14 protein-coding genes are annotated in these 18574 nt (G+C 60.3%); 5 read left to right on the top strand and 9 right to left on the bottom strand.

What is annotated here, in order from left to right; genetic code table 11:
- The first annotated feature begins 9 nt into the window (after positions 1-9).
- The 3 genes from zwf to CRI94_RS06450 all read left to right on the top strand — a co-directional run bounded on the left by zwf (position 10) and on the right by CRI94_RS06450 (position 4219).
- Positions 10-1497, top strand: coding sequence for a glucose-6-phosphate dehydrogenase (zwf, locus tag CRI94_RS06460; RefSeq protein ID WP_098074876.1), 1488 nt, complete (start codon positions 10-12; stop codon positions 1495-1497).
- Positions 1498-1554: 57 nt separating this feature from the next.
- Positions 1555-2310 (top strand): 6-phosphogluconolactonase, encoded by a 756-nt coding sequence (gene pgl / locus CRI94_RS06455; protein ID WP_098074875.1) that lies wholly within the window; start codon positions 1555-1557, stop codon positions 2308-2310.
- 61 nt (positions 2311-2371) lie between these two features.
- Positions 2372-4219, top strand: a complete 1848-nt coding sequence (locus tag CRI94_RS06450) for a glycoside hydrolase family 15 protein (protein WP_098074874.1) — start codon at positions 2372-2374, stop codon at positions 4217-4219.
- A gap of 46 nt (positions 4220-4265) precedes the next feature.
- On the opposite strand, the gene CRI94_RS06445 is transcribed toward CRI94_RS06450, so the two are convergent.
- On the bottom strand, positions 4266-5660 hold the full coding sequence (locus tag CRI94_RS06445; RefSeq protein ID WP_143815320.1) for an MFS transporter: 1395 nt from the start codon (positions 5658-5660) through the stop codon (positions 4266-4268).
- Between the two features lie 163 nt (positions 5661-5823).
- On the opposite strand from CRI94_RS06445, the gene CRI94_RS06440 reads away from it, so the two are divergent.
- Positions 5824-6348, top strand: a complete 525-nt coding sequence (locus CRI94_RS06440) for a YybH family protein (protein ID WP_098074872.1) — start codon at positions 5824-5826, stop codon at positions 6346-6348.
- 17 nt (positions 6349-6365) lie between these two features.
- Here CRI94_RS06440 and CRI94_RS06435 read toward each other — a convergent pair whose 3' ends face one another.
- The 8 genes from CRI94_RS06435 to hisD all read right to left on the bottom strand — a co-directional run bounded on the left by CRI94_RS06435 (position 6366) and on the right by hisD (position 16697).
- Positions 6366-6794 (bottom strand): VOC family protein, encoded by a 429-nt coding sequence (locus tag CRI94_RS06435; protein WP_098074871.1) that lies wholly within the window; start codon positions 6792-6794, stop codon positions 6366-6368.
- Positions 6795-6961: 167 nt separating this feature from the next.
- Positions 6962-9643: a pyruvate, phosphate dikinase gene (gene ppdK, locus CRI94_RS06430; RefSeq protein ID WP_098074870.1), complete on the bottom strand. Its 2682-nt coding sequence runs from the start codon at positions 9641-9643 to the stop codon at positions 6962-6964.
- A gap of 239 nt (positions 9644-9882) precedes the next feature.
- The gene (locus tag CRI94_RS06425) at positions 9883-10614 is read right to left on the bottom strand and encodes an SDR family oxidoreductase (protein WP_098074869.1); all 732 of its coding nucleotides are present in this window, start codon (positions 10612-10614) and stop codon (positions 9883-9885) included.
- Between the two features lie 68 nt (positions 10615-10682).
- Positions 10683-11384 carry an HD domain-containing protein gene (locus tag CRI94_RS06420; protein ID WP_098074868.1) on the bottom strand — a complete coding sequence of 234 codons (702 nt, stop codon included), beginning with the start codon at positions 11382-11384 and terminating at the stop codon, positions 10683-10685.
- A gap of 40 nt (positions 11385-11424) precedes the next feature.
- Positions 11425-13098, bottom strand: coding sequence for a bacillithiol biosynthesis cysteine-adding enzyme BshC (gene bshC, locus CRI94_RS06415; protein WP_098074867.1), 1674 nt, complete (start codon positions 13096-13098; stop codon positions 11425-11427).
- 185 nt (positions 13099-13283) lie between these two features.
- Complete coding sequence (locus CRI94_RS06410; protein WP_098074866.1) at positions 13284-13883, bottom strand: bifunctional nuclease family protein; 600 nt, start codon at positions 13881-13883, stop codon at positions 13284-13286.
- A gap of 244 nt (positions 13884-14127) precedes the next feature.
- Positions 14128-15246, bottom strand: a complete 1119-nt coding sequence (gene hisC / locus CRI94_RS06405) for a histidinol-phosphate transaminase (RefSeq protein WP_245846095.1) — start codon at positions 15244-15246, stop codon at positions 14128-14130.
- A gap of 92 nt (positions 15247-15338) precedes the next feature.
- Positions 15339-16697, bottom strand: a complete 1359-nt coding sequence (gene hisD, locus CRI94_RS06400; RefSeq protein WP_098074865.1) for a histidinol dehydrogenase — start codon at positions 16695-16697, stop codon at positions 15339-15341.
- A 409-nt stretch (positions 16698-17106) separates the two neighbouring features.
- Between hisD and CRI94_RS06395 the strand changes: the two genes are divergently transcribed.
- The gene (locus CRI94_RS06395; protein WP_098074864.1) at positions 17107-18201 is read left to right on the top strand and encodes a mannose-1-phosphate guanylyltransferase; all 1095 of its coding nucleotides are present in this window, start codon (positions 17107-17109) and stop codon (positions 18199-18201) included.
- The last annotated feature ends 373 nt before the right edge of the window (positions 18202-18574 follow it).

The raw sequence follows: 18574 nt of genomic DNA, 5'->3' as shown, positions 1-18574 counted from the left end.
GCTGCTTTTATGTCCATTGACCCGCATGTCTTCGTCATCTTCGGCGCCACAGGTGATCTCACGAAGCGGAAGCTCATCCCCGCCCTCTTTCACCTGATGCAGAATGAAGACATCGCCGAGCGATGCCACGTCCTCGGTACAGCGCGCTCAGATTGGTCCGATGACAAATTTCGCTCGGTAGCCAAAGAAGCGCTCCGCAACGCGGACTTCGACGAGGCCGACATTGACGCATGGTGTGATCAACGCCTTTTCTACCAATCCCTCGGAGAGGACGGGGCCGACTTCGAGGCTCTTCAACATCGTATCGAGGACATTGAAGAGCAGTTCGACCTGCCACAGAATCGAGCGTTCTACCTGTCGCTCCCGCCTCGGACGTACGGCCCGACGATCAAGCAGCTCGGGGAACAGGGTCTGTCCGAAAGCGACGGGTGGACACGGGTGGTTATCGAGAAGCCGTTCGGACAGGACCTCGAAAGCGCGAAGGAGCTAAACGACACGGTTCACGCGGCCTTCCGGGAAGATCAGGTCTTTCGGATCGACCACTACCTCGGGAAAGAAACCGTTCAGAACCTACTGGTCTTTCGCTTTGCGAACGCCATGTTCGAGTCGCTCTGGAATCGTGATCGCATCGAGCGCGTCGAGATCACGGTTTCGGAGAACCTCGGCGTCGGGGACCGGGCGAGCTACTACGACAGCTCCGGGCACGTGCGCGACATGCTTCAGAATCACATCACGCAACTCCTCTCACTCGTCACGATGGAGCCGCCGGCCGCGATGGAGGGAGACGAGATCCGTCAGGAGAAGGTCAAGGCCCTGCGCGCCGTCATGCCGCCTTCGCCGGAGGATGTCGTGTTCGGCCAGTACAGCGAGGGGGAGGTCGGCGGCGAACGCGTACCGGCCTATACGGACGAGCCGGATGTCCCGGACGACTCGGACACGGAAACGTTCGTCGCTCTCCGCCTGGAGATCGCCAACTGGAGATGGCGGGGCGTTCCCTTTTACATCCGTTCGGGCAAACGCCTGGATAAGAAACGAACTCAGATCGCGGTCGTGTTTCAGCGAGCCCCGATCGCTCTGTTCCAACCTGGCGGCGAGCCGTGTATTCCCGAAGAGGCCGGCTGCTCCGCTGAGCCGAATGTTCTTTTGATCACCCTCCAGCCGAATGAGGGGTTCGACCTGCGCTTTGAAGTAAAGTCGCCGGAAACCAATAGCGGCGACATGCAACTCGACACGCAGCACCTCAGCTTTTCGTACCGCGATGCATTTGGTCCCATTCCTGATGCGTACACGACCCTGCTCCGGGACGTTATCACCGGCGATCAAACACTGTTCGTTCGAAGCGATGAAGTTGAAGCCTCGTGGCGGCTGTATACACCGCTCCTGGACGCCGACCTCCCCGTCCACGACTATCCCGCCGGAAGCTGGGGCCCCGACGAGACGTTCGAGTTGCTTCCATCATGGGTCGACGGCGATCTCCGCGACGACGGCCGCCGTTAATCGCTCCCATTATCCTGCACATCGCGTTTTCAATGTGGATCAAACGATGCCGCATCCATGAGTGACGTACATGTTTTTCCCACCCTCGACGCGCTGAGCCGGGCGGCGGCGCAGCACATCGCCGCCCATGTCCAGACGGTCCTCCTCGATCAGGACGTCTACGCGCTTGCCCTCGCCGGGGGATCGACGCCCGAACGAACCTACGAACTGCTTGCCTCGGGCTTTCCTCGTATTCCGTGGGAACGCGTTCATCTTTTCTGGGGCGATGAGCGATTTGTCCCTTCTTCGTCTCCTCAAAGCAACGAGCGGATGGCCCGGCGCAGACTTCTCTCGTCGATCGACGTGCCCTCCTCGAATGTTCATCCCATTCCGACGGACGCTGGCTCACCGGCGGCTGCAGCGCGGCGCTACGAACAGGAGATCAACTCCGTTCTGTCCGGGCGTGATCACACATTCGACCTTGCTGTTCTCGGCATCGGTAGCGATGGACACACAGCCTCGCTTTTTCCAGACGACCCGATGGCCGTGACGGACCACCCGGATGATCGATTGGTTCGGGCCGTCCAGGCCCCCGACACCTACGATGTCCGTGATCGGATTACGTGCACCCTGAAGGCATTCAACTCGTCGAGCGAAGCCGTTTTTCTCGCTTCAGGAGAAGGGAAACAAAGCGCCGTGCAACGGGCGCAGGCAGGCGATCCAGCGCTCCCGGCATCGCACATTTCACCCCGCGGGCGACTTACCTGGTTTTTGGACCCTGATGCTGCCGCGAAGCCGCCCACGACACGTAGCGAAACGTATAATTCGTCGTAACCCGCTTTCATAGCCCTGACGTGGCTCCCTTCTGCCCCTTCTTCTAACGCTGCTTTCTTTCATGAGCTACCTCCCCATCGAGGATTACGGACTCATCGGCAACATGCATACGGCTGCTCTCGTCGGGCAGAACGGGGCAATCGACTGGATGTGCTGGCCGAACTTCGACGACCCGAGTGTCTTCGCAGGGATTCTGGATGATAAAAAGGGAGGTACGTTCCAGATCGCCCCGGAAGAAAACGACGTTACGCAGCGGCACATGTACTGGCCGGACAGCAACGTGCTGATCACCCGGTTTCTGTCGGATGACGGCGTCGCCGAGATCGTCGATTACATGCCGCCCGACCTCGACCCGGGGAATCCGGGCTATCAGACACTGATCCGGCGCGTCGAGGTCATCCGTGGGAAGATGACGATGGAGATGACGTGCCATCCGGCATTCGACTATGCCCGAGCCGACCATACGCTCACCATCCACGACACGCAGGTCCGAAACGGAGGCGCCCAATTCGACGGCCAAACGCAGCGGATCGGGCTGGATGCGACCGTCCCACTCAAAGCCGAAGGCGACGCGGCAAAAGCGACGTTTGAGATGTCGGCGGGCGACCGCAATCATTTCGTGCTTTACCCGACGACGCACGGCCCGTCCCGAGCGGGTGCCTTTTCGGCGGAGCGCGAAAACGACCTGTTTGTCCACACCCTGACGTACTGGCGGGACTGGATCAGCCAGTGCACCTACGATGGGCGCTGGCGCGATGAAGTCTACCGCTCGGCGCTCGTCCTGAAGTTGATGACGCACGACCCGACGGGAGCGATGATTGCGTCTCCGACGATGAGCCTGCCGGAATCGATCGGGAGCGTGCGCAACTGGGACTATCGCTACACGTGGCTTCGCGACGCGGCCTTCACGGTCTACGGTCTCCTACGAATCGGCTTCACCGACGAGGCGGAGGGCTTCATGGAATGGATCAGCGAGCGCTGTCACGACTGCGATCCCGGTGCTCCGCTAAATATCATGTATAACATCTATGGCGAGACGGACCTCGACGAGATCACGCTCGATCACCTCGATGGCTACCGCGGGTCGCGCCCGGTCCGCCTGGGAAATGAGGCATCAAATCAACTCCAGCTCGACATTTACGGCGAGTTGATGGATGCCGTGTATCTTGCGAACAAATACCAGGCGCCCATCTCGTACGATTTCTGGACGAGCCTTCGGGACATACTGAATTGGCTGACGGAAAACTACGACCAGCCGGACGACGGCATCTGGGAGGTTCGATCCGAGCGCAAACATTTCGTCTACTCGAAGCTCATGTGCTGGGTCGCCTTCGACCGGGGCATCCGCCTCGCGGAAAAACGTTCGTTTCCGGCCGACCTCGACACGTGGCGCACGTGCCGCGACAACATTTACAAGGAGGTCATGGAGCGCGGATGGAATGAGGAACGGCAGGCGTTCACGCAGCACTATGGCAGCGATGCCCTCGACGCCTCGCACCTGATCATGCCGCTCGTTTTCTTCATGGCACCCAACGATCCGCGCATGACGAAGACGCTGGACGCGATCATGGAGCCGCCGATGGACGGAGGTTTGCGGTCCGATAGCCTGGTGTACCGGTATGACCAGTCGAAAGTAGACGACGGTCTCCCTGGGCTCGAGGGTACGTTTAACATGTGTACGTTTTGGCTCGTTGAAGCCCTGACGCGCGCAGGACGCACCGACCCCGAGCGACTCCAGCAAGCGCGGCTAACCTTCGAAAAAATGCTTGGATATGCGAATCCGCTCGGCCTGTACGCGGAGGAAACAGGACCGCGAGGCGAAGCACTCGGAAACTTTCCGCAGGCCTTCACGCACCTTTCCCTTATCAGCGCCGCGTTCAACCTCGACCGAACGCTAAACGGAAAGTGAGAACGTGTCTTGCCACGCGCTCTCAACGTTCACGCGTGGTCAGCATTTAACTGCCTGCACGACCTGCCCACACGGCGCTCGTTTTCGACGGTAGAAGGAGTCCGAGCCCAACACAAATCACCCCGACGACGGCGACGACCCCGAAGGCGGCAGCATACCCTTCCGGTCCCGCGACCTCTCCCGTACCGCCCGCGGTCACAGCTACGGCGCCGATCATCGCCCCTCCGACGAGCTGCCCGATCCCGAGAAAAAGCGTGATCACGCCCTGCGCGACGGTCCGCTCCGTCTCCCGAGCGGCGTTCAGAAGAATGTAACTCAGCGACGAACCAAGCAATCCGGCAAGCCCAAAACCGAGGAGCACGGATCCCGAGTAGAACGCGACCCGACCACCCGGGAGAGCCGAGATCGTGGCAAGTCCTGCTGTGAAGAGCACGCTGCTTACCGTGACGATTCGACGGACGCCGATTCGATCCAACAACCGTCCGGCTACCGGCGAGCCGACAGCAACAGCCCCGACAAGCGGCAGCAGCATGAAGGACGCCGTGGAGCTCGGCACGTCGAACGATGAGGCAGCAAACTCGGGGAAGAAAATGAACGATGCCTCTGCGAGACCCGCTCCGATGGCTAGAACGGCAGCGATCTTTACGGAGCGATGGCGAAAGAGACCGAGTCGAAGCATCGGGTACTCCACGCGCCGCTCGACCGCAACGAACCCGCCGATCATGGTAGCCGCCCCGATGAGGAATGGGGCTACGCTCAGGGACGCCAGGCTGGATACCACCGACTGCGCGTCGATCCGGTTGATCCCGATGGCCAGCGCTGCCAGCCCAACCCCGAGCATCGCTAACCCAGCGATGTCGACGCCTTCTTCCGAGGCGCGTGGGGCCCGTGGCAACACCCGCCATGCTGCAACAGCGACGACAGCAGAAAACGGAACGATCAGAAGATAGAGCCAGGTCCAGCTTCCCATGGCGAGGAAGGCACCGGCCAAACCCGGACCGACGAGAAACGCAATTCCGTAGACCGCGCCGAGTACGCCGAGAGCACGGCCCCGTTTTTCAACAGCGAAGGAATCACCTACGACAGCGCTTGCGGCGGGAAAAATGCCAGATGCCGCGACACCCTGAATCGCGCGACCGACGAGAAGCGATTCAAACGTAGGGGCAACCGCGACGACCAAAGCGCCGACGCCAAAGGTCAGAACGGCCGACGTGTAGACCCGACGTCGGCCCAGCCGGTCGGCCAGGCGCGACATCACCGGGACACCGACAAGGTTGAATAGAACGAACACGTTCAGCACCCACGCTCCTGTTCGCGCCGAAACGCCGAAGCTCTCCCGAATCGGTCTCAGCACGGGACCGACGATGGCCAGATCGAGCGCGGCCATCAGGACTCCGAAAAAGAGAACAAGGAGGATTCGTCTAGAGGAACGATCGGGCACGGAAACAACGCATCAACTTAGAAGGGGTAGACCGAGAACGTGATACTCTCCTTTCGATCTGTCGTTCAGGCGAATTCGGCGGATCCGTGGTCTAGCCCGCCGGTGCAACCATCTCGCTTCTCCCGGCGTCCCCAGCCGATTCGTGCACCGAGCCCTGCTTATCATGCTACCGCGGATCTCACTTTTTCTCGCCCTCGTCCTCAGCATTTCGAGTTCGGCCGCCGCTGCCCAGTCAGTATCCACTCGTTCGAACAGTATCCAGGACGCATACGACCGGATCACGCTTGCGTACGAACTCGGAGATCTGGATGCCATTGCCGACATCTACGCGGAGGATGCGATGTACATTCTCCCGGACACAAATCGCGGCGTGGTCGTCGGACGGGATTCGATTCGAGCCGTGTATGAGGGCTTTTTCGAGGCGGCGGCCCTGCAGCAGGCTCAACTAACGATCGACTTCCGCTTCGTTAGCCGGAATATGAAGGGCGACATAGCATACGATGTCGGCTACTACCGGGTGCGGGTTTTGCACGACGGCGAGGTGACAAGCGCGTCCACCGGTAAGTTTTCGACGGTCCTCCGGCGCGCCGATAACGGTCAGTGGCGATTCGTCGTTGATGCCTACAGCAAAGCACCGGATGAGGCATACGATGCACTCGCCCCCGCGCAGACGTCGAGTCGGCAGTGAAGAATCGAAGCCGTCGCTCACGTCCCTGCGTCCACGGGCCAGATGCTCGGCGTCGCCAGCTCAACGCTGTTTCCCGCGGGATCACGCACGTAAATCGACTGACCCGCTTCGCCCCATTCCATGTCTTTCTCAATCTCGACGTTTCGAGACCGTAGGCGGCTGCGCCACCCATCTAACTCAGCCTCTGTGACACCGAACGCAACGTGCCCTGCCCCCTCTGCCCCATGCGGTGGGAGCGTGCCCTCGGGGTCGTTGGTCGCGTCTGGGTTGAAAATAAGCACCATCTGCGACCCACACCGAAAGAACACGTGCCGACCTTCGGAGCGCGAGACGAATTCGAGTCCGAGCACGTCGCCGTAGAAGGTTGCCGCGGCATCGAGGTCGTGAGCATACAGACATGTTTCCAGTACGCCTGATAGTCCGGTCTGGGCGGCTTCGGAGGGCATGGGCTTTGCGTCTGGTGAAAACAGTCAGCGGAACGTCGTCAACGTGGGCGACCATTCCCTGTGCCGGCCAAGTTGCGAAGCGTCGACTGAACATAACAACGCCCGCCCGGGAGGTTGCGTCTCCAGGGCAGGCGTTGTCGTTTTGAGATTAAGAGGTCGACCTACCGTTAGCGATCGTCCTCCGTAACGGCCTGTGCTGCGGCCAGCCGCGCAATCGGAACGCGGAATGGGCTGCAGGACACGTAGTCGAGGTCCGTGTCGTGGCAGAACTTGACGGATGCTGGATCGCCTCCGTGTTCGCCACAGATTCCCACCTGCAGCTTGGGCTTCACCTTTCGGCCCCGGTTGGTCCCGATGCTCACCATCTCGCCCACGCCCTCCTGGTCGAGCGTCTGGAATGGATCGGCCGGCAGCAGATTCTCCTGCACGTAATACGGGAGGAATCGGCCAGCGTCGTCCCGACTGAACCCGAAGGTCATCTGTGTCAGGTCGTTGGTGCCGAACGAGAAGAAATCGGCGGCTTCGGCAATCTCTCCGGCCCGCAATGCAGCTCGCGGGATTTCGATCATCGTACCGACGCGATACTGAACTTCCTTGCCGCGCTCTTCGAAAACGGCTGCGGCCACTTCGTCGATGACGCTCCGCTGATGGTCAAACTCAGCCTTGGTGGACACCAAAGGCACCATAATCTCGGGTCGCACTGGCGCATCGTCCGTCGACACGTCGATGGCCGCCTCCAGGATCGCTCGGGCCTGCATCTCGGTGATCTCCGCGTGGGTGACGCCAAGGCGACATCCACGGTGACCGAGCATCGGGTTCATTTCAGCGTGCTGCTCGATTTTCTCGCGCACACGACGAACCGGCATTTCCAGGCGTTCTGCCAGCACTTCCTGTTCCTCCGCGTCATGCGGGAGAAACTCATGCAGTGGGGGATCGAGGAGCCGGATGGTCACCGGCCGTCCTTTCATCGCCTGGAAGAGTCCAGCAAAGTCTTCACGCTGGAACGGCAATAGGGCTTCGAGTGCATCCCGTCGCTCCTCTTCAGAATCCGCGAGGATCATGCGCTGCATCTTCGCGATGCGGTCATCCCCGAAGAACATATGCTCCGTGCGGGCCAGCCCGATGCCTTCCGCCCCGAACTCCAGGGCCTGCCGCGCATCTTCTGGCGTGTCGGCATTGGCGCGAACGCCGAGGGTGCGCAGGTCGTCCGCCCACGTCATGAACCGGCTGAACTCGCCGCTCAGCTCCGGATCAACGAGCGGTTGCTTGCCGAGAATGACCTCGCCGGTTGAACCGTTGATCGAGATCCAATCGCCTTCCTGAACCGTCACTTCACCGTTCGTGAACGTTTTCCGCTGGGCGTTGACGACGATATCATCGCACCCGGCGACACAGGGCGTTCCCCAGCCGCGCGCGACAACCGCCGCGTGGGAGGTCATACCGCCGCGCGACGTCAGAATGCCTTCTGCAGCATCCATTCCGCCCACATCCTCTGGCGACGTCTCCACGCGCACGAGAATCACGGATTCGCCACGCTGATTCCACTCTTCCGCATCGTCGGCCGTAAACACAACCCGTCCGACCGCCGCACCCGGAGAAGCGGGGAGCCCGGTACCGAGAACCTTCTCCGCGTACCCATTCTCATTTTTAAATCGCGGGTGCAAAAGCTGCTCGACGTGCCCCGGCTCGACGAGATCACGGACAGCGTCGGACTCGGAGGTCAAGCCTTCGTCCACCATTTCGACGGCGATCCGAATTGCAGCCGGGCCCGTACGTTTACCGTCGCGCGTCTGCAGAATAAAGAGCTCTCCCTGCTGGACTGTGAACTCGATATCCTGCATGTTGCCGTAGTGCCGCTCCAGTCGCGTGGTGTGCTCCTGAAGCTCGGCATAGATCTCCGGCATCAGCCGATCGAGCTCCTTGATGTCCTTCGGCGTACGGATTCCGGCAACGACGTCTTCGCCTTGGGCATTTAGTAGAAACTCGCCATACAGCTTGTTTTCGCCGGTCGCCGGGTTGCGTGTGAAGCAGACGCCGGTGCCGGAGTCCTCGCCCATGTTGCCATACACCATCGCCTGGACGTTCACGGCCGTGCCCTTCAGGCCGGTGATGCTGTTGATCTCCCGGTACTTGACGGCCCGCTCGTTCGTCCACGAACCGAACACGGCGTCAATCGCAAAGCGAAGTTGCTGCCATGGATCGTCCGGAAACATGCGACCCGTCTCTTTCCGATAAATCGCCTTGTAGCGATCGACGAGCTCGCGCAAGTCATTCGCGTTGAGGTCAATGTCGTTCTCGACCCCACGCTCCTCTTTCATCGAGGTGATGGCGTGCTCAAACTTCTCGCGATCGATTCCGACGACGACATCGCCAAACATGTCGATCAGGCGACGATAGGCGTCGTAAGCAAATCGTTCGTTCCCGGTTTGCCGGGCGATTCCCTCGACGACCTGATCGTTGAGCCCGAGATTCAGAACGGAGTCCATCATGCCGGGCATAGATAGCGCAGCGCCCGAACGAACGGAGACGAGTAGCGGGTTCTCCGGATCACCGAAGGTCCGACCCATGGCCTCCTCTACGTGGCGAATGCCGGCACGAACCTGATCATCCAGTTCGTCCGGCCACGTGCCGTCGTGCTCGACGACGTACTCGCAGGCTTCGGTGGTGATCGTGTAGCCGGGCGGTACGGGCAAGCCGATTCCGCTCATCTCACTCAAATTGGCGCCCTTGCCACCTAGGAGCGCTTTCTGGTCTTTGGAGCCGTCCGATCGACCGTTGCCAAAACGGTATACCCAGGTCGTTGACGCCTCACGGGGGACAGATACATCTTGTGCAGTGGTGGTAGCCATAACCGCCTCGGGGAATGGGAGAACAGCGACTCATCAGTACGTGCCGAACCCGTCCTCGCAGTGCAGAGGCTCTGTCCGGTCACTGATGAATAGGCTAGATACCCCGGTGTCGGGGGTTCGCCCGGGAACGACCGACACTGTTGTGGGGGAATCACCGAGACGACTGCCCCCAACGGCACTACGTTCGCCGTCCGCGGTCGACACCCCGTTGCCCGGTCGCTGCTCGACCGGCTCCTCGACTACCACGGCAGTTCGCTCCCATCGTGCGTTAGAAACCGTCCTGCGTCATCTGGCGAGAGGGATCGCACAACGTCCAGGATGCCCGACACCGAGGCTTCCGGCGTCAGACGTGCGTTCGATCCACCCATGTCGGTCTGCACCCAGCCCGGATGCATCGCGACGACCACGACGCCATCGGCACGCAGTTCATGCGCCTCGAGACGCGAAAGCATGTTCAGGGCCGCCTTGCTGGCTTTATAGCTCTGCCAGGTGCCACGCCCCTTCGTATTGGTGATCGAGCCAAGCTGCGACGTGATGTTAACCACCGCACTGTTTCCGTCCGCGGCTCCGGCCTTCAGTAGTGACGCGAACGCCCTCGTCATGATGTGGGGAGCAGCCGCATTGACCTGAAACGTGTGCATCAGCGTTTCCATATCGACATGATCGAACGTATCAGCCGTCCCGCCGCCGTTTACACCGGCGTTATTGATGAGCAGATTGAGAGCGCCGTATCGCTCTTCTACCATCGACCGGGCACCAGAAATGGCGTCAGGGTCCGTTACATCGAGCTGTAGAACGTCGACCGTATCCGTGTGTGCGTCCGCCAGCTCATGCAAATCGTCTGCCTCGTCGGGTCGTCGGCACGTGGCGATTACGGTGGCGGCCGAGGAGGCGAGTTGGCGGACCATTTCAAGCCCAATGCCCCGATTCGAACCGGTAATCAGGATGACGCCTTTCGTCGGATCCGCCATAAATCGATGACTTGTTGGTTGCCGTGAGCGAGAAAATGATTGCTACACGTAAAAAAGTGTGCTTCGGCTCACCTAGCCGTGAATTCCTTAAAGCGGTCGAGCTCGTACTGCAGTCGCTCGCGCATCGGAGGAAGACGAGGATCCTCGTGCTCTCGTGTGGCCTCTAGAACGGCCGAGTAAAACCAGAGCTGTCGTTCCGGTCCTGCACTCAGCCCCTTGCGTCCCTTTGAGTCCGCGAAGATGTTGATGCCCAAATCCAGGCTCTGGTTCATCGTCCACAGATTGTGGAGTTTGTCCGCCAGACTGATCCCCGCGGCCTCCGGCGTGCCCTCACGGATTTGCTGGATGTACTCCTCCTTCCGCTCCCTCCACGACAGGTACGAACCGTCCGGTCCAAGCTTGGTCTCTGTCAGCGTTTCGACATATCCCGTCACTTCTTCCCCGACGGCATCGATCAACGCTGAGCGATCGTAGTACTGTCCCTCCCGATTCCTGTCTTCGAGAATGTCGTGGAGATAGGCCGCGGCAACCACAGGATCGGGCCACCCCGCTCGCTGCACGATGGATGCGACGGACGTAAGGTGCGCCATCACAGGCACGCGGACGGCAACATTTTCCTCCTCGTACTCGAACGTCGGAGGCCGCCAACGCCCTTTCCGGTGCTGCCCCTGATGCCACTCGGCAGCCAGTTCGATAGCCAGCTCGATCAGCGGCGAAAATGGGTCGGCTCCGGCCTGCACGCCGAAAGAATGGGACGCGTCAAGATTCATAATGGCAACACGTTTTACGAGTCGGTTGAGACAGGTATTGCTAGAGCATCACGACCTGATGGGACGACGTATCCGTCGAAAGAACGCTCCGGAGGTCATCTAGCAGGTCGGGACTGTACTTGTTCAGGAAGTAATGCACGTTGATGCGTCGCTCCTGGAGACCCCCCTCCGGCACCAGATTGACGCGCGCCTTACTCAACTTTGCGCGCACCTCATCGTGCTGGCGCTTCTCGGCCCGCACAACCCGCTGCTTCAGGTCACTCATCTCTTGTGCAATGGCTGCCCGCGCAGCCTCGGCGGATTTTACGAGCGTCCGGTCCACGTCTTCCACCGCCGGCTTCAGATCATTAATCGCGCCGTGGATCTGGGCAAGCGCCTCTCCAAATACGGCATCGACATCGACATCCATCTGCCGGACGACGATCTCCTGAAATAGCTGTTCCACATCTCCCGTCAAATCGGACACGGAGAGGTCGAAGGCATCGAGAACGGACTGCACCTTGCTCTCAACGAGACTCACGCTGGCACGCGGATGAATGAGCGGCATCGTCAATTCGGCCCACTCGTACACGCCGCGATACTGTGCAAAATAGGACACCTCACCCGGACCGGCCACGTACGCCGCGGTCGGAAGCAGAGCGTCTTGCATCAGCGGTCGGAGAACGACATTCGGACTGAAATCCTCGGGCGCGGTCTCGAGACGATCGAGCATCTCTTCCTCCGAGACATGCCGGCCCGTCCCACGAAGGGTGAACCCGCCACGGTCTTCATCAACGTCAATCGGGAGACGCCCATCCTTCTCTAACAAGAAAAGATTGGTCGGCGCTGCGTGGACCTGAGCGTGATAGCCACTGGATTTCAGATCCGCGCTCGCTTCCTGGATGGCATCGACGGCGCTTTGCGAGTCGGTTAGATCACGCCGGAAAAGCGGCCGCACGAGCGCTTTCAACTTCGGATCATCCGGGTTCATCAACACGAGTCCGGTGCCCCGGAAGAGGTGGCGAATGAGCCGGGCGAACGCATCTTCGATGCACGTGCCCTGCGCATACGCCTGTCGTAAGGCCGACATGATCTCCGGCTTGAAGTCCGACGGCGGAAGAATCTCATCGAGTTCACCCAGCACCGTATCGATTCTACCATCAAGAGGCAGACGCCCAACGGGGCCAACGTTTTCCGCATCCGGCGACGCCTCCAGCTCGGTCGGATAGTCAACGTCGACGAGCTCGTTTCGATGGAAAAACGAAGCGTGGGCGATCTCCTCGAAGTCATGGTCTTCCCCTTCCACCCAGAACACCGGCACAACAGGCCGGTCGAGGTCGGCGGCCATCTCCTCCGCGAGTTGAAGCGTCGTGATCGTCTTGTAGATCGTGTACAACGGTCCCGAGAGCAACCCGACCTGCTGCCCGGTGACAACAGCCACCGACTCCGGGTCGCGTAGCCGGTCGATGTTTTTCCGCACGGCGTCGGACACCTCTCCCGCTTCCGACCATTCGGCGTTATGGTCCATCAACGCATCCGCGAGCACATCCCGATCGGCTGGCTGCGCGGCAACACGATCAGCCTTAGCCTTCCGCGCGGCCGGATCCTTCCAGTCGCCATCGTAGAACCGGAGCGCCGACTCGCGCCGTTCGGCCACATCGACAAACAAGTCCGGAAAGGCATTCAGGCTGGAGAGAGAGATGCGTTGGACAGACGGAAGCGTGCGGGTTGGCATGCGGGACGTGGGGAGAGCGAGAATGAATCGTTCGGTCGGAAAGCGGGCAGGCAATGGCCCAGTAGTGGTGCAAAGCGTACGCCACACCGGCCCATTTGCGCCCTCTGGAATGCAACAGTCCTACAATGGAAAAGCCTCGGGGGGAAGATCCCGAGGCTCTTGTACAACAGCGATAGAACCGAGAGCTAATTCTTGTTCTGTTCCTGCTGTAGCTTCTCAATCTCGTCGCGAAGTTCGGCGGCTTTTTCGTAGTCCTCTTCTTCAACCGCCTTGTCGAGCTGCTTTTGCATGCGTTCGAGCCGTGTACCTCCGGACATTTCTTCCTCGGCACCCGACGTTTCCCCTTCTGTGAGGGACGACACGCTTCCTTCTTCGTCTTCGGCCACGATACCCGCTTCGTCCAGCACCATCGGTGCTACGAAGATGGGCGCGTCGACGCGAACGGCCAGTGCCACTGCATCCGAGGGGCGCGAGTCGAGCTGTCGCTGGTCGCCGTCGACCGTATATCGGATCTTCGCGAAGAACGTCCCTTCCCGGAGTTCGTCAATCACGACCTCATCAACCTCAACGTCCAGAGACTCGAACGTGTCGCGTAACAGGTCGTGCGTCATCGGCCGCGGCGGCTGGATCTTCTCCAGTTCCAGCGCGATCGCCTGCGCCTCAAAAGCTCCGATAATAATGGGCAGGCGGCGGTTTCCTTCCACCTCGCCGAGGACGAGCGCGTACGCACCGCCGCTAGACGGACTCGTGGAAAGGCCAATGATGTCAACCCGAGTAAAATCCATCGCGATGTCAGCAACCGTAGTGTATTCGAAAACTGCGAGACGTAGCGGGCTGTACCCACCGCCTCGACCGTAGAATGTCCTATGCAACCATAGACGTTCAGCCGTTCGCTCGTGCCGAGACGTAGCCAGCGACCTTCAAGATGCAATCATTCCGTAAAGGTCTCTGCGTGATGAGCGCGCGGGTGGAGACAACAACATCATGACCCGCCCCGGCACGCAGCAGAACCGGCGGTCACCGCCTAAATCAAGCGGTATCGGCACCTCTAAGCGACCGTTCCAACGCAGTCAGAAACGCCTTGTTCTCCGCTTCGGTACCCGCACTGACCCGCAGATAACCGGGTAGTTCGGGGTAGCCGCTCATGTTGCGAACGAGCACCCCCGCATCGGCCAGATCAGCCTGAAGAGCGTCGGCATCACGGTCCGTCCGGAAGATGCAGAAGTTGGCGTCCGACGGCACCACATCGACCCCGGGCATCTCCTCGAGCGCAGCGATCAATTTCTGGGTCGCCTGCTTCATCAGACCAACTCGCTCAGCCAAGAGGTCTTCCCGGTCCAAGAGCGACAGAGCAATCTGCTCCGAAAACCGGTCGACCATAAACGGGAGACGGGACTTCATAACCTCATGTGCCAGCTCCGGTCGCGCGATCATGTAGCCGAGGCGTACACCGGCCAGGCCCATGCCCTTCGAAAGGGTCCGCAAGATGACAACATTGGGATATTTCTCCAAGAGATGCGTCGCTGAGCCGACGGGGTTGAACTCCACGTACGCCTCATCGACGACAACGACGCCGTTCGCCGCACTCACGATCTGCTCGATCTCCTCCATCGGCATCGCGAGGCCGGTCGGATTGTTCGGCGTGGTCAGGACCGTCATCACGGCGTCCGTTTCCACAACCGCCTTCTCGATGGCGCCTGCGTCGAACGACAGGTCCTCGCTCGGGGCGACCGGTGTGAGATCGGCGCCGCAGATGCGAGCGACCTTCTCGTAGAGGGAGAACATGGGACGCGGCATCACAACCGGTGTGCCGGGATCGATGAATGCCGTCCCGAAGGTGTACGTCAGCTCGTTCGAGCCATTCCCAACGATGATCCCTTCCGGATCGACGCCGTCCCGTTCAGCCAACGCGTTGCGAAGCTTGGTTGGCTGCTCGTCCGGGTAACGGTTCGCCTCAATCTTCGTAAACGCCTCCGCCAACTCCTCCTTGAGATCCGCCGGAAGATCGAACGGGCTCTCGTTCTGGTTGAGCTTAACCTCGCAATGGCTCGGCGCACCAACCACGTACGCGTGCTCGTTCCGAACGGAGGGCCGGATCAGCGAAATGACGTCGTCAATGGAAGAGAGCGCAGGCGTAGAGTTCATCATGCGGCAAATCTATTTGGTGAAGGAAACGGCTGTGGTTGCGCTAAACCCGAACGGAGACAATATACACCCGAGCAAAGAGAAGCGCGCCCACATCATTTGTTTTTCGCGTCAACCGATTGCGTCACGGATACGGTCATCGATTCTGGCTCGCTATCGCCGGATTCCTCGGCAAAACGTCGGAGTCGAACACGGATGGCCTCGGCATGCCCCTGCAGATCTTCTGCATCTGCGAGCGTGGCGATGGACGGTCCCGTCTCCGCGAGGCGTTCTTTTGTATATGAGATGATCGACTGCTTCCGGATGAAATCGTCGACGCTGAGGGCCGACGCGTACCGGGCCGTCCCACCCGTCGGGAGGACGTGGTTGGGCCCCGCGAAATAGTCTCCTACAGGCTCGGACGAGTACGGACCGAGAAAGATGGCACCTGCATGGCGGATGCGCGTCATGATGCTCCAGTCGTCCTCAGTGATGATTTCAAGATGCTCGACCGCGAGCTCGTTCATGATGTCGATCGCCTCCTCCATATCCTCGGTTACGATACAGGCGCCGTACGAGGCGAGGGCCGTCTCAATGGTCTTCTTTCGCGGCAGCGACGGCACCATCCGCTCGACGTGCTCCTGCACGGCTTCTGCCAGGTCGTGATGCGGCGTGACGAGAATCGCAGATGCCCGCTCGTCGTGCTCTGCCTGCGACAACAGATCAGCAGCGACGTACTCCGGATCGGCGGTGGCGTCTGCGAGGATTCCGATCTCGCTCGGTCCCGCCACGCTGTCGATGTCCACGCGACCAAACACCTGCTTCTTGGCCGCCGCGACGTAGGCGTTGCCCGGTCCCACGATCTTGTCCACGGAAGCAACGCTTTCCGTTCCGTAAGCAAGCGCCCCCACGGCCTGCGCTCCGCCCACACCATAGACATGCTCCAGTCCTAGAAGATGGGCCGTCGCCAGCACGAGAGGGTGGGGTCGGCCGCCTTCTTTCGGTGGCGACACAAGGTGGATTTCCTCGACTCCCGCCTCCTGGGCAGGAATCGCGTTCATCAAAAGGCTGGACGGATAGAAGGCCGTCCCCCCCGGCACGTAGAGCCCGACACGATCCATGGCAACCACACGCTGGCCGAGGAGGACTCCATCTCCGTCATCGGTAAACCAGGAGTTCTGTACCTGCCGCGCGTGAAACTGGCGGATGTTGGCCTCTGCATCTTTGAGGATCTGGCGGAGCTCCGGGTCGAGCGCATCAGACGCGGCCTCAAGCTCTTCTACCGGCACGCGGATCGGATCCGGCCGGACACCATCAAACCGTTCGGACAGTTCTTGCAGTGCTGCATCGCCTCGCTTCCTAACATCCAGAAGAATTGATGCAACCGCCTGGTCGACCTCATCGCTGAATGTCGCATCACGGCTAAGAATCGCGTCCAGCCGTGCGCGGTCGGACGGGTCAATGATCGGGATCATAAGAAGTGACTCCTATTTCTCTCTCGGGATAGACAAGAACGCCATAATGGACCCGTGGACGGATCGAGCATCCTGGCGCGCCTGGGGCGCTGTCACGTATTCCGTTCCCGGCATTGGAGTTTCGGGCAAGCGAAGCTCGGTGGATTCCTACCGCAATGGTGACAAGAACGGTCGCATGTTCGAAAGCAGTGTGTACGGAGCGTTGGTCGCATAAAGAAATCGCTTCATTGAGCAACGACGGTGGTGCCCGGACATCCTGCAGGACGGTTTATCTTCAGTCCATCGCGCTTTAGCGCCCCGACAGGCTACCGCCCAGACAAACAAACGCCGAACATCCTGCAACTCTCCGCGCGGCACCGTACGTTCGTGTTGACGAATCGACTGAACACTTATCGACCCAACGCAACATATGCACTACGCCGTCATCATGGCCGGGGGAATCGGTAGCCGGTTCTGGCCTCGCAGTCGTCAGGAGATGCCGAAGCAATTTCTGAACGTCTTCGGCGACGCGACGCTGATACAAAACACGGTTGCCCGGCTCCAGGGCCTCATTCCTCCGGAGCGCTGCCTCATCGTGACCCACGAACGCTACGTGGAACAGACGAAGAAGCAGCTACCGGCCGTGCCGGATGAAAACATTCTGGCCGAGCCCATCAGTCGAAATACGGCACCGTGCATCGCATATGCGGCGGTCAAACTCGCGGAACGGGACCCCGACGCCACCATGGTCGTCCTCCCGGCCGACCACGTGATCCGCGACGTGAAAAGCTTCCACTCGGTGCTCAACGTCGCGCTGGAGAAGGCGCAGGACCCGGGATCGCTCGTCACGATTGGAATCGAGCCGACGTATCCGGCCACCGGCTACGGCTACATTCAGTACGATGAGACGGCAGAATCCGACGAGGACCGACACGAGGCCCTTCCGGTGAAAACGTTCGCCGAGAAGCCGGACGAGCAGACGGCCGCCCGCTTTCTGAACTCCGGCGACTTCCTCTGGAATAGCGGCATGTTCATCTGGCGCGCCGACACCATCCTGTCGGAGCTCGAGACGCACCTTCCGGACTGCTACTCTGCCTTTCAACCGGTGCGTCCCGCCGTCGACACCGACCAGGAAAAACAGCGCGTAGCGGAAGCCTTCCAGGATAGCCCCCGCATTTCGATCGATTACGGCGTGATGGAGCAGTCGGATCGTGTGTTCGTCGTGCCCGGATCGTTCGGGTGGAATGACGTCGGCGATTGGAAAGCCGTTTTCGAAGAAAGCCAGCGACGCGGCCTGGATGACGACCAGGGCAATGTCGTCCCTGATGATGCTCGCGTCATCGTTCACGACTCCTCGCGCTGTCTCGTCAATAGCGACGACCGGCTCGTCGTCCTCGTCGGCATGCACGACACCGTCGTTGTCGACACGGAGGACGCCATCCTCGTCTGCGACCGCGAAAATGCGCAACAGGTCAAGAACGTCGTGGACTATCTCCGCTCGCACCAGCTTGACGAATACGTGTAGCTCGCTTCGCTTCGCCGTTCAGGGTTCAATGTTCAGAGTTCAATGTTCAGAGTCCTGCTTCGGTGACAGCATGTGCTGAACCCCGAATGCGTCGCTGACCTGTGTGATACGGTGACGCCTACATTTTTTGCCTCTCCGCCCCGTCTCGGTCCGCCCGGGATGGGGCGTTTTTGTGGGATGGGTTTTGGGGATAGGGAGAATGGGGTTGAGGTTTCGAGGTTTGGAGGTTTAAAAGTTTGGAAGTTTGGTAGCATGTCAACACTGTGAGACGAAGGGAGGATCAATCCGGCTCAGATGCGGGGAACCACTCGGCCCACCGGTCCGGATGGTGCCGGTAGATTTGGTGCCACTGCAGCAGATGTTCGGCACCCGA

The sequence above is a fragment of the Longibacter salinarum genome, assembly GCF_002554795.1.
GTDB lineage: Bacteria > Bacteroidota > Rhodothermia > Rhodothermales > Salinibacteraceae > Longibacter > Longibacter salinarum.
Note: the sequence above shows the minus strand (reverse complement) of the source record. Positions and strands in the feature narration are given on the sequence as shown.